We start from the raw sequence: 18,459 nt of genomic DNA, 5'->3' as shown, positions 1-18,459 counted from the left end.
GCGCAAATCGAGCCAGATTCTTGTCCCCAGTCCAATCCGGGTGCCACGATCAACCCATGACACGGTTCGCCATCGACGCTGCAGTCGCCCTCCGCCTGATCCGGGACGGCCAGCGCGTGCCCGACCACCATCAGCTCGTGGCTCCTGCCGGGCTGCGCTCGGAGGTCCTGTCCCGGCTGTACCGCGAGGTGCGCGCGGGCCGCCTCGACGACGCCGTGGCGCGCAAGCAACTCGACGGCCTCGCCGGCCTGAAGATCCGCCTGTTAGCCGATCGGGTGTCCCGGTCCACCGCCTGGAAGATCGCGACCGAGCTCGGCTGGGACGATATCGGGCCGGCGGAGTACCTCGCCGTGGCCACCCTCCAGGCCGATGCCCTCGTGGCAGAGGACGACCGCCTGGCCGGCCAGCTGCTGGTGCCGATCGCACCCTACGAGGATCTTTTCGGGTAACCAGCCGAGGTGCGCGGGTCAGGCGCCGCACAGCGCTTCCGGGGCGACGGACGATTCAAGGACAATGGTGCCGTGATCGATGCCGTGGAGTTGTTGCCGGAGAAGCCCGAACGCGTGCCCGACGTGGAGGACAACTTCTCCGCGCCAACCCTTCGCCAGGATCTCTGGGTGGCTGACTACCTCCCCCACTGGACGACGCCAGAGCGATCCCGGGCCCGGTATGAACTGGCCGGAGCGGCCGGGCTTCGGCTGCTGATCGAACAAGACCAACCGGATTGGCGCGAGGAGGATGCGCCGCTGCGCGTGTCCAACCTGCAGACGGGCGTCTTCTCGGGGCCTGTCGGGTCCGAGCGGGGAACACACCGACACCGCCCCGATGGTCTGACGGTTCGCACCGAGACTCCGGGGCGGTTGCTGTGGGCGCCGTCGTCGGGAAGGATCGACGTCACGGTCAGCGCGAGCGTCGACGACGGATGCATGCTCGCCGCCTGGCTCGTCGGGGCCGAGAACCTCTCGCCGCAGCACAGCGGCGAGATCTGCATCTTCGAGATCGACGCCACCGCAATCGGCAAGTCCGAAACCCGAGCGCGGACCGGACTAAAAGCTCACGGGGACGATGCGCTGGTGACCGACATGGTCGAGGTCGTGGTTCCGGTGGATGCGTCCCGTCCGCATACCTGGTCGGTGATCTGGGGGCCGGAGGGAACCGTGATCGGCTGCGAGGGAGTCGTCGTCAAACGTTCCCAATGGGCACCGGACTACCCGCTGCTTCTCATGCTGGACCTATTCGAGATCGGCCCGCGCTCAAGCACCGCCGGGGCGTACCCCAAGTCCGCCTCCATCCACTCCGTTCGAGGATGGGACGGCCCGCTGTAATAGCGGTGCGGTCACCTCACGCCCCCAGTCCGAGCCCGGAATTGCGCAGTCTCACCTCAACCGAGAGACTGACCACAGGGGGACGCGTGCGCGTCACCGGTACCGACTTACGAGGAGCACCGGATGGCCGAGCAGTCTGAAGATCGAGTCGGGGTCTACCTGGACTTCGACAACATCGTCATCTCCCGCTACAACCAGCTGCACGGACCCAACCAGTTCGCCAAGGACAAGGCCCGCCACCACACGAGCGGCCATGCCAAGGCCGACCCAGCCGTCACCGCCCGCATCCAGCTCGCCATGATCGACATTGGTGCTGTGCTGGACTACGCGTCCTCGTTCGGCGCCATCGTCATCAGCCGCGCCTACGCCGACTGGTCAGCCGCGGTCAACGCGCGCTACCAGCGACAGCTCACCGACCGCGCCGTCGATCTCATCCAACTGTTTCCGACAGTGGCTTCGCTGAAGAATGGCGCGGACATTCGCCTGGCCATCGACGTCATGGAGGATTCGTTCCGTCTCGCGGACCTCTCCCACATCGTCATCGTCGCCGGGGACTCGGACTACATCCCGCTCGCCCAACGCTGCAAGAGGCTCGGCCGTTACGTCATCGGCATTGGGGTGTCAGGCGCGACGAGCACCTCGCTGGCAGCGGCCTGTCACGAGTTCGCCGACTACGACTCCCTGCCCGGCATTGTGAGCGCGGCGCAGCTCACCGCTCCCGTGCTTGAGTCGACGGATGCGCCGGCGGCAGCGCCCTCGGCGGCAGTCGTCACGACACCGACCGTCCAATCTCTGGAGACCCAGGCCGCAAGCCCGGCCGCGCGGAAAGCAGCGACCGCCCTGCTCGTTCGGGCGATGGACTTGCTCGCAAAGAATGACCAGGACTGGCAGCATGCCTCCACCCTCAAGCAGCAAATGAAGCGCATGGACCCGTCGTTCCAGGAGCGCACCCTGGGATTCCGTCAGTTCTCGGATTTCCTCAGGTCCCGTCACACGGTTGTCGAGCTCGACAAGAAGACGCCGTCCAGTCCGATTCTGTTGCGCTTACGGCCCTGATCGACCCAACCCGCGGGCATGGTGATCCGATGGGTCAGTGCGAAACAGATCGGCCCCGCAGCGATCGTTGACATCGCTGACCAGGATGGCGGGATGCGCCTACCCACCCAATTTCTGGATGCCATCGAACTTGGTTACCGACGGTGAACCTCACGCGGCAACCCAACACGACCACCCACACCCAACACCTCGAATCAATCAGGTGTTGCAACGACCCCCTGAACCCAAGTGGTGCACCTGTCCTTCGGCATTTTTGCTGCCGAGGGCGGCTACGAGCTGACTCTTGTGCTGGCCGCCAGCGCCGTCACCCTGGTTCTCGCCGGTGCCGGCCGTCTGTCTGCGGACGCCGCGCTGACACAGCGCCGGGCAGCGTGACCCTCAAAACCGCCAGCGTCGGCTCAGCGCTCACCCGAAGCTGCAAGACTTGCTGCCATGCACCCGTCAGAGTTCGAACGACCCGCGACCGAGCCCAACGCGCCTTCCGTCGCCTCGCCCGCCGACGCATCCGCCGACACCCTCGCCCAGGCCCGCACCCGCAGTCTGGCGATGTTCCGCACCCGGCGAGAACTGATCCGGTGGGACGCGGTCTCCGAATACGCCAACCAGGCCTTTGCTGGGGTGCACGAACTCCGCAGAGCGGCGCAGACCTGGGGTAGCGCCGCCCTCATCCCCACGACACAGAAGGCACTCGCCAACGTGGTCACCGTGGCGTTGCGCGCCGATGACTCCAACGGCGAGATCGGCGATCTCGCCTACGAGCTTCTCGCCCTCCACGCCGAGCTGTGTAACGCCACGCCGCCCAAGCCGACCGTGCTCGCCACCTGGCTCATCGACTTCCGCTTCGACGGCACCCAGGACTACTTCGAGCCCGATATCGCCGCCTACGCGAATGCCCTCGGCGCGGCGGGCCTGTCCCTGCTGGCCAATCGCCTGGATGAGCTCGAGGCGGCCCTTCCCCCACGCACCGACCCTTACGACTCGAACCGCTGGTTGATCGGCCGCTACCGGGAACGGCTGGCCGTCGCGAGCGGCGACCCCGACGCGGTCATCGCCAGCTTCGGCGACCTCACCCGCTCGTACCGGATGCGTGATCTGGCGAAGGCTCTGGATGAGGTCGGCGCCGTCGACCAGGCCCTCGCGTACGCCGAGCGGGCCACCCTGCTCGAGACCAGTTTTCAGGCCGAGCATGCTGGCCACTTCTGGTGCGAGCTTCTGCACGCGCACCGCCCTCACGAGGAGGTCGCAGCCCGGCAGGTTGTTTTCGACCGGTGGCCGTCGTCCAAGAATGCCCTGGCCCTCGCGCAGGCCGCCGACGAGAACAACCACGTGGAATGGAGCTCCCTCGCCGAGCCGGTCTACGCGAAACTCGAGACGCAGCATCCGGGTGAGTTGATCGCCACCCTGCTCGGCCGGGGGCTTGTCGATCGTGCCTGGGAGTCAGCCGAGCGGCTCACGACGGATGTGAGGTTGTGGACCACGCTCGTCGCCGCGCGGGAGAAAACCGATCCGGCCGCCGTGGTTCCGGTGCTCATCCGACTCATCCAGACCGACCTGGAGATTTCTAAACCGCAAAACTACAAGTCCGCGGTCGCCCGCCTACGGCAGCTGCGCCGAGCGTTGAAGGCGACGGATGCCGCGGCGCGGTTCCCGCTCATCATGGTCGAGCTGCGCGAAGAGAACCGCCGCCGGCCCACCCTGATCCAGGCGTTCGACCGCGCCGGTTTCTAGCCCCATCTCGGTAGCTCACGCAATCCCCAACTGCACCAGCAGCCGCGGAAAGTCCGTGACGAGGGCATTCCAGATGATCTGATAGTCGGTGTTCGCGTAATCGCGGGCGAGATAGTTGCGCATGGCCCGCAGCTCGGCCCAAGCGACGTCCGGGTCGGTCGAATTCGTGCGTCACTGTTCGGCGCTTCCGCGGACGCCGTTGCTCAAAGCGGTACCGCCTCGGCGACGGCGCGATCACGGATGGCGCCCTCGGCGCGGTCGCTCATCACGTTAACGTGCACGCCGAGCAGGTTCTCGAGGTCGAGGACGAGTCCGGCCGCATCGAGAATGGAGGCGTCGGGGGCGAAGGTGACGAGGATGTCGATGTCGCTGCCGACGGCATCCGTGCCCCGGGCGATGCTGCCGAAGACCCGCACGGCGCCCGCCCCGCGGTGGCCGGCCAGCTCGAGCACGCGGTCCCGCTCGCGCTGCAGCACGACCGACGGCCGCTCAGCGGTGGCGGCCAGAATGCGGGCGAGGGTCTCGGGCCGCGGCTGCACGCGGCCGGCCTCGTAAGCGGAGAGATTGGGCTGCGAAACTCCCGCGCGCAGGGCCAACTGGCTCTGCGAGAGACCGGCCCGTGCGCGCGCGTCGAGAATCCGGGTTGGCGTACTCATGCCGGGGTTATAGCTCGGGCTACAGCCAGTTGCTGGGCCCGCTCCCGGCTGGCGTCCCTAGCCATTCCGCGTTGACCTGGCGGCGCTAGCGCGGCCGCCGCAACCGGATCGGGCCCTTGGCTGTCGAGGGATCGACCACGCTCCCGCCCTGCGTGATCTGCAGCTCGCCGCGGGCGACCATGCGGCGGGCTGCCCGTCGGGCCGGCTCCATGAGGTCGCGCCACTCCTCGCCGCCGATCGCGCGCGCCGCGTCGGACGGGCAGATCGTGGCATCCTGCGCCCGCGCGCCCAGCAGCGTCACAATGGTCTCCTCCAGCCGGAGGTCTGTCGGATCAACGCCATGTGAGCGGCACGCGGCCGAGCAGTACTTCACCGCGTCCCAGTTGTCGGCCCACTTCGCGCGCCACTGAATGCGGCGCCCACACGAGGTGCAGGTCTTTTCCGCCCGATCGCCGGTGGCGTCAGAATCGGCGGGTGTGCGTTGACGGTGAGCCATGCCTTCTATCCTGCGGGATGCCCGGTCGACGCGCTCTCGTGCTTGCCGACCGAAACGTCGATCAGCACCTTCCCCACGACGCCGCTCTCCATCAGGGTGTGGGCATCCGCCGTGTGGGCAAGATCGGTGCGGTGCAGGGGCAGCCCCGCTTCCTCCCCCACGGTGAGTGCGCCGTCGATGAGGGCCGCGTTGATGTCCTCGGCCGCCGCCCGAATCGCATCCATCCCCACCGTGTAGAGCAGCACGAACTGGTAGCGCACGTTGAGGCTGAAGTGCTGGCGCACGTCGAGCGTCATCTGGTCGCCGCCGTTGTTGGCGTAGACCGCGATCGACCCGCGATTGCGGATGACCGCCAGGTCGAGCGGCGCATTCTGGGCGGGCGCGACCTCAACGATCAGGTCCACACCCTCCGGTGCGATCGCCCGGATCTGGGCGACGATGTCCGGGTCGGTGTAGGTGAGCACGTGCTGCGCGCCCGCGGCCGTGGCGAGTGCCGCCTTCGCCGGCGAGCTCACGGTCGTGATGACGGATGCCCCGGCCCACCGGGCCAGCTGAATCGCGGCGTGCCCGACTGCACCTGCGCCACCCGCCACGAGCACCACCTTGCCCGCGAGCGCTCCCGGTTGCAGCCGGCGCGGGCCGTCCTCGGCAACCGTCAACGCGCGGTGCGCCGTGATCGCCGGCACTCCGAGGCTCGCGCCCTGGTCGAAGCTCGCGGTCGCCGGCAGCTTGAAGACCCGCTCGGCGGGAAGGACGGCCTGCTCCTGCGCGGACCCGCTATTCGCCCGCTGGTACGCGGCGAGCGCCATCCAGACCCGATCGCCCACCGAGACGTGCTCCACGCCCGCGCCGACCGCTTCCACGATGCCGGCGCCGTCCTGACCGGGCACGACGTCGTCGAACGCCAGCTTCTCGCCCGGCGCCGAACCGCGGCGCGACTTCCAGTCGGTGGGGTTCACACCACTGACCACGATGCGCACCCGCACCTCGCCCGCACCGGGTTCGGCCACCGGCCGATCCACGAGCTGAAGCACGGATGGGTCACCGGTCTGGCTGTACACAATGGCTTTCATATCGAAGGCAACGTCGGTGGGACCGGAATGTTTCCCTGCGCGAGCTTCTTCTCCGAAGGTTCCGAATCAGCTGAAACGAGCTCGAGCCGCTGCGGCCATTTCCTCTGTAAGAGACCACCGTTGCCCCTGCTCCGAACCGGTCCTGGGAAATTCGGCTCGAAGCCAACGGCGGATTCTGCGCCCACTTATTCCAAGCGAAATCGCGAGCTCTTCCGGCGTCGTTCTCTGACTGTCCATGCTGAGACTTTATCGGCCGGGTGTTTGACCGATTCTCAGATCGAACGCGACGAACGCGACCGCCGCGAGCTGTTCGTGGGTGTGACGCGTGCGCGCGATGGGGTCTGGGTCGGCTGCATCGCCGCACAGAAGTCGTCTGCGTGAATGCAAGCCCAACGTCTCTGGAACGGGCCGGGCTTCAATTCCGATTCACGCCTGAGCAAGATCTAGCCGACGAGCGCTCGAATCTAGACGGCCCGAACCTCGAGCAGCACCTCGTTGTGCCGCAGGAACGGGGGCTTGAGCGGCGGGTCGAACCGGGCGAACCGGGGGCCGCCCGTCTCTGTCAGCCCTTCCGCCGCCATTGCCGCCCGTAGCTCCTCGAGGTGCTTGGTGTAGCTCTCCTCGGTCCAGCGCCCTCGGTAGCGGATGGCCGCCACCGTGCTTTCGGCAACCGTGCGCAGTTGAACCGCTGAGTTGGTCGGCCGCGGCGCGGTGTCTTCGGTGAGCCCGGCCGGCAGCACGAACCCTACCCGGTGCGTGTTCTCGGCCGCGGAGCCGGGTTGCTGCACGACAGGGGCAGTCATCTCGATCTTCGTCGACGGGCCATCCTGAACCACCGGCGCTGTCATCGAGACCTTGATTCGGGACACGTTTTCACCGCTGATGTAGGCGAACAGGGAGCGGAAGGCACGGTTGCCGGCGTCCTCGAATTCCCCGTCGACAACGACCTCGGCCAAGACATGCTCCGGGTACCGGCGCACCTCAAAGTCGTCGTAGCTCGACACCACCTCGTATGGCTGCTGCTCGGTCATCCTCCAACGGTACTCCGCTCCGTTCGACCGCGTCGGTTCCAGCTCAGCGCGACTCTTCCTCGGCGTCGAATTTGTCCCGCGCTCGCTGAACCTCGGGCAGGTTCTCCGTGGTCCACCGCAGCAGCGCATCAACGAGCTCGTTGAGCGTGTTGCCCACCGGGGCGATCCGGTATTCCACCGCCACCGGGCGGGTCTGCAGCACCACCCGTTCGATCATGCCGTTGCGCTCGAGTCGGCGCAGTGACGCGGTTAGCGACTTCTGCCCGATCGCCGGCACCGCGCGGCGCAGCTCGTTGAAGCGCAGATTCGTGCCGCAGAGCACATCGAGCACCTGCAGCGACCACTTATCGAGCACTTGGTCGAGCAGTTCGCGGTGCGGCGCATCCACCTGGAGGAGTGCGGATCCGGCCGGAGAGGTGTCATTCATGACACCTAGTCTCGTTGAAGTTCCCTTCGTGCACTAGGTAGACAGGAGATACCACCAACCGACTTCAACGAAAGCAGCCTCATGAGCGTCGAAACCTTCTCCCCCGCCAACCTGTTCCAGCCCGTGCCGTATCACCACGTCGCCATCGGCACCGGCACCCGCCACGTGCACGTTGCCGGCCAGATCTCCCGCGACGGTGACGCCACCCACATCGCCACCGGCGACCTCACCGGGCAGGTCGCCCAGGTGCTCCGCAACACCGCCCTCGGACTGGCAGGCGCGGGCGCCACCTTCGCGGATGTCGTGCGGTTGCGTTTCTTCCTCACCGACGCGTCGGCCCCGGGCCGGTTCGCCGACTTCATGGCCGGCATCGAGCTCGTCGCCCAGGAGCTGGGCCTGCCGCAGCCACTGCCGCCGGTGTCGGTGATTGGCATTGACTTCCTCTTCGAACCCGACGTGCTCGTCGAGCTCGAGGCCTACGCGGTCCTCGACTAACTGCCCCGCGGATGCCCCCCACGCCAGAGGGCGACCCCGCACCGCGGAGCCGCCCTCTGGCGAAACAAACGGAGTGGAACTAGACGGCCTCGGCCGCCGCTTCCTTCTCCGCCCTGCGACGAGCCTTCTCGGCGTCGAGCACGGCCTTCTCGGCCGCCTTCTCCTCCGCGATCCAGACGTCCCGCTTGGCCCCGGGCACCCAGCCCTTGTCCACAACACGGATCTGGTAGACGATCGCGACGCTGACCAGCACGACGGCGATGAGAATCGCGAGAACGACCGCGAGTCCGCCGCCCACTCCCACGCTGACACCCACGAGGGTGCCGAACCAGCCGAAGTCCGCGTCGCCGAAGGTGCTGTTGGCGAAGCCGAAGTCGCCGAGCACCAGCAGCAGAATGGCGGGCAGGATGGTGATGATCACGCCATTGACGAAACCACCGATCATCGCGCCCAGGCGTCCGCCGGTCGCGTTGCCGTAGACACCGGCTCCACCACCGGTGAAGAAGTGCGGCACCATGCCGGGCAGAATCAGCGCGAGCCCGAAGACCGGGTTCAGCCAGACCGCCAGCACACCGAGGGCGATGAGGCCACCGGCGAACGAGCTCAGAAAGCCGATCAGCACGGCGTTGGCGCCGAACGGGAACACGATCGGGATGTCGAGCGCGGGGCGCGCACCGGGTACGACCTTCTCGGCGATGCCCTGGAACGCGGGGACGAGTTCACCAAGCACGGTGCGCACACCGTAAAGGATGACCGCAACGCCCACACCGAACTGCAACGCCTGAGCGAAGGCGGCCATGATGAACGCGCCGGCGTCGGCGGAGCCGAAGATGTCGAGCGCATCCTGCAGCGGCAGGGCGATGAGGCCCCACACGGCGAAGACCATGTAGATGAGCACCATCGACAGCGACGTGGCCACCATCGAGTCGCGCAAAAACTTGAGTCCCTGCGGGAACTTGATCTCTTCGGTGGACTTGCTGCTGCGGCCCACGACCTGGCCGGCGGCACCGGCGGCGATGTAGCCGAGGGTGCCGAAGTGGCCGATGGCGATGGTGTCGTTGCCGGTGATCTTCTTGGTCCACGGGTGCACGAACGCGGGCATCACCACCATGATCACGCCGAGCAGCAGCGCGCCGATGAGAACCACGAGCCAGCTGGCGCCGTCGCCGAAGCCGACGGAGAGCACCACGGTGAGCATGGTGGCCATGAAGACCATGTGGTGCCCGGTGAGGAACACGTATTTAAGAGGAGTGAACCGGGCCAGCGCCAGCATCACCAGGAACCCGAGGGTGAGCACGTAGGCGCTCTGCGCGCCGAACTGCTCCTGCGCGATGGCGGTGATGACCTCGTTGGTGGGGATGACGCCCTGGGCGCCGGTCACCTCGAGAATCAACCGGCCCAGCGGGTCGAGCGAGCCCACCACTACGTTCGCGCCGGCGCCGAGGATCAGGAAGCCGAGGGCCGCCTTGAGGGCACCGCCGATCACCTGACCGGAGTTGCGCTTGAGCGCCATGAGCCCGATAGCCGTGATGATGCCGATCAGATACGCGGGCACATTGAGGATCTGCTGCCCAATGAAATTCAGGATGACGACGAGCCACTCCATTGTGTGATGCTCCTTATTCTGTGGTTGAGAGAGGGGGTGAAGGGGTTACTCGACTGCGGCGGTGAGCTTCTCGGTGATCTCGTCGAGATCGAAGAAGTTCTTGATGACGATGACCTCGGCGGGCACATCGCCGAGTTCCTCGGCCAGCTCCTCGCTGGTGAGCACGATCTCGGCGGTCTGCGCGGCGCCGCGGGCCACGCCCATGTCGGCGGCTTCAACATCCGCATCAATGCCGAGCTTGGCGAGAACCTTCTCGGCGTTCATTTTCAGCAGCACTGAGGTTCCAATGCCCATTCCACAGACGGCGACGATCTTCATGGGGTGCCTTTCGATTGGGTGTGACGTAAGAAAAGAAATCAGGGGTGGATGCGGGTGGCCACGTTACGCGGCGACGGCGAGTTCGCCGAGCACGGCGCGAACCTCGTCGGCGGTGCCGGCGGCGGTCAGGCGCGTCATCGCGGCGCTGTCGGAGAGCACCCCGGCGAGCGCCTGCATCACCTGGAGGTGTGCGTCGTGGTCTGTGGCGGCCAGCCCGATCACGAGGGTGACGGGGTCGTTGGCCTTGTTGCCGAACTCGACGGGGGTGGCCAGGCTAACCCAGCTGAGCCCTCCGGTGAGAACCGCGGGCGACGGGCGGGAGTGCGCCAGGGCGACGCCCGGGGCGATCACGATGTAGGGGCCGTGCTTCTCGACGGCGTCAATCATCTCGTCGGTGTAGGCATCCGTGGTGGCGCCGCCGGCCACGAGTCCCGCGCCCGCGAGACGGATGGCGGCCCGCCAGTCGGCGGCCTCCGCTCGGGTGTCAATCGACGAGAGGGCTTCGGCCAGGTTCAGTGCCACGAATGAACTCCTTTGTTGTTTTCGGTGCAGCCGGCCCGCGAGGGCGACTGGGATGACTGTATTAGCCTAAGCGACCTTTTGTCTACAAGTGCACCAAAGTAATTTCGGACGCCCATTCGGGCGTCGCCATCCGCGCGCGCAGAGAGAGGCGGCCGAAAGTCCCGCCGTCGCTCCGGGTGCACTCAGGCCGGCTGCGTGTGCAGCGAGACGCCGGTGACGCCGCCGCGGGTGAGCCGGCTGATGCGGTCGGCCTCGAACAGTGCATCCTGGGCGATGAGCGAGGCGCCGGTGACGCCGGCGATGTGGCCGAGTCGGGACTTCTCCACGACGAGACCCTGCAGCGCGAAGTCCCGGGCGCCGGCGAAGATCGCCTGCCGGATGGCGCTGAGGAAGGGCTCGCCGGCCTGGGCCAGGTTGCCGCCGATCACGACGGCCTGCGGGTTGAGCAGCCCCACCACATGGGCCAGGCTCAGGCCGATCTCGGTGCCGGTCTCGGCGAGCAGGCGCAGCACGGCGGGGTCGCCGTCGTTGGCGAGGCTCACGATGTCGCTGCTGGTGCGCACGCGGCGGCCGGCGCTCAGCAGTTCGCTGCGGATGACCGCGCCACTGGCGATGCTCTCGAGCCGCACGGTGCGCTCTCCCCCGGCGCGCACCGCGCTGAGCGCCCCTGCGCCACCGCGAGAGCCGCGGTAAATCGAGCCGTCCAGCACGAACGCGAGTCCCACGCCGATGCCGGCCTTGAGCACCACCACGTCCCGGTACTCGCTCCAGCCGCGGCGGGCCTCGGCGAGCGCCATGATGTTCACGTCCCGGTCCACGGCGAAGACGGCATGGTCGTAGCGGCCGGCGAAGTAGTCCTTCACCAGCACGCCCTCCCATTGGGTGTCCACCTGCGGGCTGGCCAGCCGGCCGGAGACGAAGTCGACCGGCCCGGGCACGCCCACGCCGATGCCCACCACGTCGGCGCGGGTCTTGCCGAGCCGGTCGAGCATGTGGTCGAAGACCTGGCCGGCCCACTCGAAGATCTCCGCCGGCCCCTCGCTCAGGCCGATGTCGGCCTCGTCTTCGCTGAGGATGGTGGAGACCAGGTCGGTGATGGCCAGGCGGGTGTGCGATCCGCCGATGTCCACGGCCAGCAGCAGGCCGGCATCCGGGTTCACGGCGAATTCTTCGGGCGGGCGGCCGCCGCGGGAGTCGAGTTGGCCCACGCTCATCACGATCGAGGCGTGCAGCAGCTCGTCGAGCCGACGGGCCAGGGTGATGCGCGACCAGCCGAGCTGGTCGATGAGGTCGGTGCGGGTGGTGGCACGGCCGGAGCGGATGAGGTCCAAGACCACACCCGAGCCGGTGGACAAAGCGTGTGCCATTGAATTCCCATCTTCGTGCTGATTCCGTCAGCGCTGCGGGCGGGCCCCGACGTGTTTGTTGACTTAAGTACATTTGTATACCAAAGTATCTCGCATGGCTACCGAAACGAAGAAGTTCCCGTCAACGACGACACCCATCGACCTCGACGCCCGCGCCGTCGCGAGCGCCCAAGCCCTCGCCGCCCACGTGGTGCAGGCCAAAGGACACGGACACGGCGGCACCGCCATGGCATTGGCGCCATTGTCCCACGTGTTGTTCTCCCGAGTCCTGCGCCACTCCCCCGCCCACCCCGACTGGCCCGCCCGAGACCGCTTCGTTCTTTCCGCCGGTCACGCCAGCCTTCTGCTCTACACCCAGCTGTTTCTCACCGGCTACGGCCTCACCCTCGACGACCTCGCCAAGAGCCGCACGCTGGGCTCGAAGACCCCCGGACACCCCGAGCTGCACCACACCGTCGGCGTCGAGATGAGCACCGGCCCGCTCGGCCAGGGCGTCGCCTCCGCCGTGGGCATGGCCATGGCCGCCCGGCACGAGAGCGCCGTGTTCACGCCCGGCTCCACCCTGCTCGACCACACCACCTGGGTGCTGGCCGGCGACGGCTGCCTGCAGGAAGGCGTCTCCGGTGAGGCGTCCAGCCTGGCCGGAACCCTCGGCCTCGACAACCTGGTTCTGATCTGGGACGACAACGGCATCACCATCGACTCCAGCACCGATGCGACCTTCGCCGAAGACGTGCGCGCCCGGTACCGGGCCTACGGATGGCGGGTGTTCGAGATCGACACCCCCACCGACCTCGACGCCCTCGAGGCCACCCTGCGCGAGGCCGCCGACCGCACCGGCCGGCCCACCCTAGTTGCCCTCCGCACCGTCATCGGCGCCCCCTCGGCGAAGTTCGGCGGCACCTCCGCCGCGCACTCCGGCGGTTTCGGCGCCGACGAGCTCGCGCTCGTGAAAACCACGCTCGGCTTCGCGCCCGACGCCCCGCTGCACGACCTCGTCTCCACCGAGACCCTCGAACACACCCGCGGCGCCCTCACCCGCGGCGAGCGGATGCACACCGCGTGGGAGGCCGACCTCGCCGCCTGGGCCACCCGTCAGCCCGAGGCCGCCGCCCGCTGGCGGGCCTTCCGCGGTGGCGAGGTCGACACCGCCGCCCTCGACACGGTGACGCTCGGCGAGCCCGGCGACCTCATCGCCACCCGCAAGACCAACGGCGCCGTGCTCCGCGCCCTGCAGGGCCAGGCCCCGCTCTGGGGCGGCTCGGCCGACCTGGCCGGGTCCACCACCGTGGAGGTCGACGGCGCCCGGTTTTCCGCCGCCAACCCGGCCGGCGAGTTCATCCGGTTCGGCATCCGCGAGCACGCCATGGCCGCGATCCTCAGCGGCATCGCGTTGCAGGGCCCGTGGCGCCCGTTCGCTTCCACCTACCTGGTATTCAGCGACTACATGCGCCCGAGCATCCGCCTGGCCGCCCTGATGGGGCTCGGCGCGGTGTACGTCTACACCCACGACTCCGTCGCCGTCGGTGAAGACGGCCCCACCCACCAGCCGGTCGAGCAGATCGCGTCGCTCCGCACCGTGCCGGGCCTGGACGTCGTGCGCCCCGCCGACTCCGTGGAGGTCGTCGCCGCCTGGCGCCGCATCCTCGCCTCCCCCGACCGCCCGGTCGCCCTGATCCTCAGCCGACAAGACCTGCCTGTGCTGGCCAGCACCGACACCACGATCGCCGGGGTGACCGCCGGCGGCTACGCACGCTGGCAGCACGGCGACGGCGACGACCTGGCGATCCTCGCCACCGGCAGCGAGGTGCACCTCGCCATCGAGGCCGCCACCCAACTCGCCTCGGAGGGCATCAACGCTCGCGTGGTCTCGATGCCCTGCGTCGAGTGGTTCGCCGAGCAGAGCGCCGACTACCGCGAGTCGGTGCTGCCCGCCGCGCTGCGTGCCCGGGTGGCCGTGGAGGCCGGCCGCGGCGACGCCTGGTACCGCTGGGTGGGCCTGGACGGCCAAGTCGTCTCGGTCGAAGAGTTCGGCGAGTCCGGCAGCGGCCCCGAAGTGCTGCGCCTCCGCGGCATCCACCTCGACGCGGTCATCGCCGCCGCGCGTGCCACCCTCGCCGGCACCCCTACTGCGCCGCACGGCGCCCCCGAACTCGTCACCAACTAAGGACTGATTTCATGACTCACCTCGCCCCCGATGCCGCCAGCGTCGCCCGCCTCATCGACCACACCTTGCTCAAGCCCGAGGCCACCGCCGCCGACGTCACCGCGCTCATCAACGAGGCCATCGAGCTGGGCACCTACTCGGTCTGCGTCTCCCCCTCGATGCTGCCGCTCACCATCCCGCCGGCGCCGACCTCAAGGTCGCCGTCGTCTACGGCTCCCCCAGCGGCAAGCACCACAGCTCCATCAAGGCCGTCGAGGCAGCTCTCGCCATCGCCCAGGGGGCCGACGAGATCGACATGGTCATCGACATCGGCGCCGCCAAGGCCGGCCGCTTCGCCGACGTGCAGGCCGACATCGCGGCTGACCGATGCGGAGATCGTCGCAGTCTGTGAGGCCGCCGTGGGCGCGGGCGCCGACTTCGTCAAGACCTCCACCGGATTCCACTCCGCCGGCGGTGCGACAGTGCACGCGGTGCGCCTGATGAAGCAGACCGTGGGCGACCGGGCTCAGGTGAAGGCGTCGGGCGGCGTGCGGCGTGGGGCGTGCGGCGTGCGGCGTGCGGCGTGCGGCGTGCGCAGCTTCGCCGATGCTCTTGCCATGGTCGAAGCAGGCGCAACACGCCTCGGAGTTTCCGGCAGCGCTGCGCTTCTCTCCGCTCGGCACCTACTTACTGGAATATGAGTCGCATCCCGGAGCATCCGATCTGCCTGGTGCTCGACCATTCTGCCGCGATCGCCGAATAATGAACATCTCTGCTAGATCTTTGAAAATAAGTTCGCGCATAGCGCCAGCAAAGGGCCGAAGAATCGATGTGGGATTGTCGCCCGGTTCCCCTGCTAGCGCAGGCTGCATCAAGCCGGGTGCGACTTCGGGACCAAGGGGGGCCAATCACCCCATGCTGGACTTTACGAGATCATCAGTTTGGCCGCGTGGTCACATTCATTCCGAGCACTGACTCGGGCCGGGCTGAACTCTCGCCATACCGTCAATACGGCATGACCAGGCGAGTAGTGAAGCTTTCAGACCTCACATCGGTTAGGAGGCCCAATATGGTTCACGCCTAGAGTTCGAGGTCAACCAACTTGGTGCCATCCCAACTCCAGTTCGACGCACCATGGAAATTGCTCGTTTTACTCACGGTCGCGCCGCTCCGTTCTTTCAACACCTTGGTCAATGGTCCCAGCGCCCATTCATCGCTCTCAAATAACACCCGAGAGTCGCTGATAACCTTCGCGGTGATCATGGGGTTAGATACGTACTCAATCGTCTCTCCGATCAGCTGGTTAAGAGTCCTACGAGAGTCGAATTGCGCGGACTCTCCGTCGTTCTGATTCCAATTGCTCGCACGCCTGAAACGCTTAGGAATCTCAAGAATATGCACGGTGATGAGATCAATGATGTAATCCTGACGACGTCGAATAGCCTCTGCATCCCAGACGTCTCGATCCAGGATTCGGTTCTGTGTAACTTGCAAACCCGATTGACCCGCGTACGTCTCTTTCTTGTCACCAAAAGACTTGTTGCCCAGCTCCTGGTTATGACGAATCAGCGTAATGTTTCCGACGTTGTTCACATACTCCTGATGCACTGCCTCGGGATCTTCCCCAAGCATTTGACGCCAGTCCGCGCTCATCTTCTGGGGCATGATGTGCTCAAGTTGCAACCGAGGATCGTCCCATTTCGGGCGAGCCTTCGTAAGGCTCTCCTCCGCCATAGAAAGAAGCAGACGAGGGTAGTTTCTAGAACGCCCGAGGTTGTAGAAGTTCATCGCGCGGAGCTTAGATGCCATCTCGTCATCGTTAGGCAGGCGAAGGGCATACTCCTGAGAAGAAAGCTGCCGAAACAAGGTATCCGACAAGTCCGGAGAGCTGGTGAGCTCATATAATTGGCCGCCCAGGACCGGATAAAACTTGTTTTCCGCCTGCGTTAGGCCGAGAACCCGTCGACGCAACAAATATGTCCTGACGCAAGTTAGTACTGTCACGACGTCTGCATCATTTAAAGCTTCCGCTTCCCATGCGGCTAGCACCTCAGTTAGGTAAGAATATGCAGGTGCGACCCCGATTACATTGAGGTCGAAGATGACCTGGTCGAGTCTTTGATGCCCGGTGGACTCGAGTCCGCACACGATAGAGTATGGGTGCGAAAAGCGAACGAAGCTCTCGAAGAGGGCCTCCACACTCCGCCCGCGCACAATGTCTTTGAAGGCTCCGTAGAGTTCCTTGTAGTTGTTTTCGCGTGCAACTTTGTAGCTCTTGTGCTGATCTGCTTGCATCCAGTCACGTATGAATTCGGACAGAGTTCCGGGCAGCCTCTTCTCTAGGGTTAGCCAGTACCCGTTATAGAGCGCAGTCTGCTGGCCAGTGCTTTTCCCCATCAAGAGATAGTTGCGAACTAGATCAGCAAGCGAGAGCGGTTTGCCCAGCGAGTTCATCGACTCGAATATTTCTTGGGGGTTCTCCCACGGGTTTCGATCTGGTTCAAGCTGTATCGAGATGATGCTGAATCTCATCAGGCCCTTCTCGAGGAGGTTTTTCTTTTCCGCATCGGGGAGCGGCTCAATGGCCTTACGGAAAAACAAGTAGTTCTGGTGTACGGCAGAGTTTTTTAGCGTTGCAGGCACATCACTTCGAAGAACGAGGAGCTTGTAGGCTTCCCAGTCGGTCTCGACCTGCTTAAGTTTGATCTTGTACTCGACGCTATTGTCAGCTCGGTCATTCTCTAGGTAGCGCCTTTGAATAGTCTCTTGGTAAGCGGGATCGTCGATACTGTCCCGCAGCGCCATAAGCAGAAGCATCGTGGTTGTAATACGCTGCTGGCCGTCAGTAAGTACGTATTTATCTGGAAGCCCGAAGCCTGCTTCTTCTACTACATAAACAATGCTGCCAAAGAAATGTTCTGTCTTCACGTCTGTCAGGTTCGACGCAGCGACCTTCTTGACGTCGGAAAGTAGAACTCTGCAGTTGTCCGTCAGCCACTCGTAATTTCGCTGATATGGAGGAATGAAGAACGTAACGTCATTATTCGAGAGAGAATCAAGCAAGTACATCGGGTTTGCTTTCAATGGAATTCCTGTTCAGTCTCGGAGACTCTTGCTCTCACTGATTCCGGAAAGCCTAGTGAGAGGTGATTTACTGGCGTCCAATACTCTCACTGTCCATAGCCGGGTTAACGCCAAATAATGCAAGTGGGCTGGTCACCTCCTAGGCAAGTTCACTCCTTGTCCTCGAACACGACCGTTCCATGACGGCAACAGTGCGTTTCCAGCGGCCGTGCACCGCGGCGCGCTGGCACCAACGACGCATTGACAGTGCCACGCATGCGCCAGGCCGTGGAGCCTCCATCCTCAGCCGCCGCCAGGACCTGCCCGTGCTGGCGAGCACCGACCTCACCGCCGCCGGGGTGACGGCCGGCGTATACCTGCGTTGGAAACACGGCGACGGCGGCGACCTGGCGACCATCGCCACCGGCAGCGAGGTGCACCCTGGCCATCGACGCCGCCACCCGGCTCGCCGAGGAAGGAGTCAACGGCTTTTGTCTGGCGGGAATTTACGCGGCTACAAAATGTGACCGAGCTGAGCCAAGCGCCTCAACGGAATCTAAGAACCGATTCCACCCCTCGTCCCAGTCGCCGATCTTGTTGATGGTATCTCCGAACGTCTTGCTTTTCCCTACCTCCTCAGCGGTCATACGTCCGTGAGCGACGGCATTCCGTCCTTCACGAACCTCCTGAAGCAGGAAGAAAGCCTTACCCAAGGTCGCGGCCCACCCGCTGATGGCGAATACCTCACAGAACAGGGTGATTTGCGACTCGTCCATGAAACTGCCGTCGTCCGGGAAGATCGCAGTATCAAGCGTTGATGCCGGTAGCTCCAGGTGTTCGGATACCTTTGGACCGCATTTGGACCACAAGTTCTTCTTCGAGGCGCTTTGAACGGAGGAAAGGGCGCCAGAGATACTCAACAACCTGATTCCCGGCGCCAAGTTCTTGCGCTTTCCGCGATAGGTCGCTGCTGTTTCTAGCAATTCTCGCGCTAGGGAGTGCACCAATTTCTCGTAAGCCGCAAATAGCACCACCATCGCTAAACCGCGCGACTCCCGGCTGATCCCTAGACTGCCGCCAGCCACGGTGCTTTCGCCCACCACGACTAGGGTCTTCGCTAGTGCCATTTGTGCGTTGAATTCCGAACGAA

The 18,459-nt window shown here is 65.5% G+C and carries 19 protein-coding genes and 2 pseudogenes; 9 read left to right on the top strand and 12 right to left on the bottom strand.

The window, feature by feature from the left end; all coding sequences use genetic code 11:
- Positions 1-56 precede the first annotated feature (56 nt).
- The 5 genes from E3O42_RS09720 (at position 57) to E3O42_RS09705 (ending at position 4,109) form a co-directional block, all read left to right on the top strand.
- Entirely contained in the window at positions 57-449 is a 393-nt protein-coding gene (locus E3O42_RS09720) for a PIN domain-containing protein (protein WP_134453742.1), read from the top strand.
- A gap of 72 nt (positions 450-521) precedes the next feature.
- On the top strand, positions 522-1,325 hold the full coding sequence (locus tag E3O42_RS09715) for a glycoside hydrolase family 16 protein (RefSeq protein WP_241984747.1): 804 nt from the start codon (positions 522-524) through the stop codon (positions 1,323-1,325).
- A 123-nt stretch (positions 1,326-1,448) separates the two neighbouring features.
- Entirely contained in the window at positions 1,449-2,381 is a 933-nt protein-coding gene (locus E3O42_RS09710; RefSeq protein WP_134453741.1) for an NYN domain-containing protein, read from the top strand.
- A 231-nt stretch (positions 2,382-2,612) separates the two neighbouring features.
- Positions 2,613-2,756: a hypothetical protein gene (locus tag E3O42_RS18000; protein ID WP_166787951.1), complete on the top strand. Its 144-nt coding sequence runs from the start codon at positions 2,613-2,615 to the stop codon at positions 2,754-2,756.
- Between the two features lie 57 nt (positions 2,757-2,813).
- A complete protein-coding gene (locus E3O42_RS09705; RefSeq protein WP_134453740.1) occupies positions 2,814-4,109 on the top strand; it encodes a DUF6880 family protein in 1,296 nt (431 codons plus the stop codon).
- Between the two features lie 15 nt (positions 4,110-4,124).
- On the opposite strand, the pseudogene E3O42_RS09700 reads toward E3O42_RS09705, so the two are convergent.
- From E3O42_RS09700 to E3O42_RS09675, 6 genes and pseudogenes are all read right to left on the bottom strand, one after another.
- Positions 4,125-4,259: pseudogene (locus tag E3O42_RS09700) on the bottom strand (HepT-like ribonuclease domain-containing protein); the annotation flags it as partial.
- 53 nt (positions 4,260-4,312) lie between these two features.
- Positions 4,313-4,765, bottom strand: a complete 453-nt coding sequence (locus E3O42_RS09695) for an XRE family transcriptional regulator (RefSeq protein ID WP_134453738.1) — start codon at positions 4,763-4,765, stop codon at positions 4,313-4,315.
- Positions 4,766-4,850: 85 nt separating this feature from the next.
- Positions 4,851-5,261: a DUF2256 and DUF3253 domain-containing protein gene (locus E3O42_RS09690; RefSeq protein ID WP_134453737.1), complete on the bottom strand. Its 411-nt coding sequence runs from the start codon at positions 5,259-5,261 to the stop codon at positions 4,851-4,853.
- Between the two features lie 5 nt (positions 5,262-5,266).
- Positions 5,267-6,334, bottom strand: a complete 1,068-nt coding sequence (locus E3O42_RS09685) for an NADPH:quinone reductase (RefSeq protein WP_134453736.1) — start codon at positions 6,332-6,334, stop codon at positions 5,267-5,269.
- 464 nt (positions 6,335-6,798) lie between these two features.
- Positions 6,799-7,365 (bottom strand): SOUL family heme-binding protein, encoded by a 567-nt coding sequence (locus E3O42_RS09680; RefSeq protein ID WP_134453735.1) that lies wholly within the window; start codon positions 7,363-7,365, stop codon positions 6,799-6,801.
- Between the two features lie 43 nt (positions 7,366-7,408).
- The gene (locus tag E3O42_RS09675; RefSeq protein WP_134453734.1) at positions 7,409-7,792 is read right to left on the bottom strand and encodes a winged helix-turn-helix transcriptional regulator; all 384 of its coding nucleotides are present in this window, start codon (positions 7,790-7,792) and stop codon (positions 7,409-7,411) included.
- Positions 7,793-7,873: 81 nt separating this feature from the next.
- On the opposite strand from E3O42_RS09675, the gene E3O42_RS09670 reads away from it, so the two are divergent.
- A complete protein-coding gene (locus tag E3O42_RS09670; protein ID WP_134453733.1) occupies positions 7,874-8,287 on the top strand; it encodes a RidA family protein in 414 nt (137 codons plus the stop codon).
- A gap of 79 nt (positions 8,288-8,366) precedes the next feature.
- Here E3O42_RS09670 and E3O42_RS09665 read toward each other — a convergent pair whose 3' ends face one another.
- From E3O42_RS09665 to E3O42_RS09650, 4 genes are all read right to left on the bottom strand, one after another.
- Positions 8,367-9,893 carry a PTS ascorbate transporter subunit IIC gene (locus E3O42_RS09665; protein WP_134453732.1) on the bottom strand — a complete coding sequence of 509 codons (1,527 nt, stop codon included), beginning with the start codon at positions 9,891-9,893 and terminating at the stop codon, positions 8,367-8,369.
- Between the two features lie 45 nt (positions 9,894-9,938).
- Positions 9,939-10,211 carry a PTS sugar transporter subunit IIB gene (locus E3O42_RS09660; RefSeq protein WP_134453731.1) on the bottom strand — a complete coding sequence of 91 codons (273 nt, stop codon included), beginning with the start codon at positions 10,209-10,211 and terminating at the stop codon, positions 9,939-9,941.
- A gap of 63 nt (positions 10,212-10,274) precedes the next feature.
- A complete protein-coding gene (locus tag E3O42_RS09655; protein ID WP_134453730.1) occupies positions 10,275-10,733 on the bottom strand; it encodes a PTS sugar transporter subunit IIA in 459 nt (152 codons plus the stop codon).
- A gap of 182 nt (positions 10,734-10,915) precedes the next feature.
- On the bottom strand, positions 10,916-12,100 hold the full coding sequence (locus E3O42_RS09650) for an ROK family transcriptional regulator (RefSeq protein ID WP_134453729.1): 1,185 nt from the start codon (positions 12,098-12,100) through the stop codon (positions 10,916-10,918).
- 94 nt (positions 12,101-12,194) lie between these two features.
- On the opposite strand from E3O42_RS09650, the gene tkt reads away from it, so the two are divergent.
- Positions 12,195-14,267 (top strand): transketolase, encoded by a 2,073-nt coding sequence (gene tkt / locus E3O42_RS09645; protein WP_134453728.1) that lies wholly within the window; start codon positions 12,195-12,197, stop codon positions 14,265-14,267.
- A gap of 11 nt (positions 14,268-14,278) precedes the next feature.
- Positions 14,279-14,947, top strand: a pseudogene (gene deoC, locus E3O42_RS18515) (2-deoxyribose-5-phosphate aldolase).
- 379 nt (positions 14,948-15,326) lie between these two features.
- Here deoC and E3O42_RS09635 read toward each other — a convergent pair.
- Positions 15,327-17,315, bottom strand: coding sequence for a DUF262 domain-containing protein (locus tag E3O42_RS09635; protein WP_241984755.1), 1,989 nt, complete (start codon positions 17,313-17,315; stop codon positions 15,327-15,329).
- Positions 17,316-17,509: 194 nt separating this feature from the next.
- Here E3O42_RS09635 and E3O42_RS09630 point away from each other — a divergent pair, with 194 nt between their 5' ends.
- Positions 17,510-17,836: a hypothetical protein gene (locus E3O42_RS09630; protein ID WP_134453726.1), complete on the top strand. Its 327-nt coding sequence runs from the start codon at positions 17,510-17,512 to the stop codon at positions 17,834-17,836.
- Here E3O42_RS09630 and E3O42_RS09625 read toward each other — a convergent pair.
- Positions 17,816-18,409: a hypothetical protein gene (locus tag E3O42_RS09625; RefSeq protein ID WP_134453725.1), complete on the bottom strand. Its 594-nt coding sequence runs from the start codon at positions 18,407-18,409 to the stop codon at positions 17,816-17,818. The two genes, E3O42_RS09630 and E3O42_RS09625, sit on opposite strands and share 21 nt — an antisense overlap.
- Positions 18,410-18,459: the final 50 nt, after the last annotated feature.

This window comes from Cryobacterium adonitolivorans (assembly GCF_004402695.1).
Taxonomy (GTDB): Bacteria; Actinomycetota; Actinomycetes; order Actinomycetales; family Microbacteriaceae; genus Cryobacterium; species Cryobacterium adonitolivorans.
This window is presented reverse-complemented; position numbering and strand designations above follow the sequence as displayed.

What these genes read in the sequence shown, in the direction of transcription:
- E3O42_RS09720 (WP_134453742.1), top strand. Translation starts at nt 57, where the DNA reads ATGACACGGTTCGCCATCGACGCTGCAGTCGCCCTCCGCCTGATCCGG.
- E3O42_RS09710 (WP_134453741.1), top strand. Translation starts at nt 1,449, where the DNA reads ATGGCCGAGCAGTCTGAAGATCGAGTCGGGGTCTACCTGGACTTCGAC.
- E3O42_RS09705 (WP_134453740.1), top strand. Translation starts at nt 2,814, where the DNA reads ATGCACCCGTCAGAGTTCGAACGACCCGCGACCGAGCCCAACGCGCCT.
- E3O42_RS09695 (WP_134453738.1), bottom strand. Translation starts at nt 4,765, where the DNA reads ATGAGTACGCCAACCCGGATTCTCGACGCGCGCGCACGGGCCGGTCTC.
- E3O42_RS09690 (WP_134453737.1), bottom strand. Translation starts at nt 5,261, where the DNA reads ATGGCTCACCGTCAACGCACACCCGCCGATTCTGACGCCACCGGCGAT.
- E3O42_RS09685 (WP_134453736.1), bottom strand. Translation starts at nt 6,334, where the DNA reads ATGAAAGCCATTGTGTACAGCCAGACCGGTGACCCATCCGTGCTTCAG.
- E3O42_RS09680 (WP_134453735.1), bottom strand. Translation starts at nt 7,365, where the DNA reads ATGACCGAGCAGCAGCCATACGAGGTGGTGTCGAGCTACGACGACTTT.
- E3O42_RS09675 (WP_134453734.1), bottom strand. Translation starts at nt 7,792, where the DNA reads ATGAATGACACCTCTCCGGCCGGATCCGCACTCCTCCAGGTGGATGCG.
- E3O42_RS09670 (WP_134453733.1), top strand. Translation starts at nt 7,874, where the DNA reads ATGAGCGTCGAAACCTTCTCCCCCGCCAACCTGTTCCAGCCCGTGCCG.
- E3O42_RS09665 (WP_134453732.1), bottom strand. Translation starts at nt 9,893, where the DNA reads ATGGAGTGGCTCGTCGTCATCCTGAATTTCATTGGGCAGCAGATCCTC.
- E3O42_RS09660 (WP_134453731.1), bottom strand. Translation starts at nt 10,211, where the DNA reads ATGAAGATCGTCGCCGTCTGTGGAATGGGCATTGGAACCTCAGTGCTG.
- E3O42_RS09650 (WP_134453729.1), bottom strand. Translation starts at nt 12,100, where the DNA reads ATGGCACACGCTTTGTCCACCGGCTCGGGTGTGGTCTTGGACCTCATC.
- tkt (WP_134453728.1), top strand. Translation starts at nt 12,195, where the DNA reads ATGGCTACCGAAACGAAGAAGTTCCCGTCAACGACGACACCCATCGAC.
- E3O42_RS09635 (WP_241984755.1), bottom strand. Translation starts at nt 17,315, where the DNA reads ATGTACTTGCTTGATTCTCTCTCGAATAATGACGTTACGTTCTTCATT.
- E3O42_RS09630 (WP_134453726.1), top strand. Translation starts at nt 17,510, where the DNA reads ATGACGGCAACAGTGCGTTTCCAGCGGCCGTGCACCGCGGCGCGCTGG.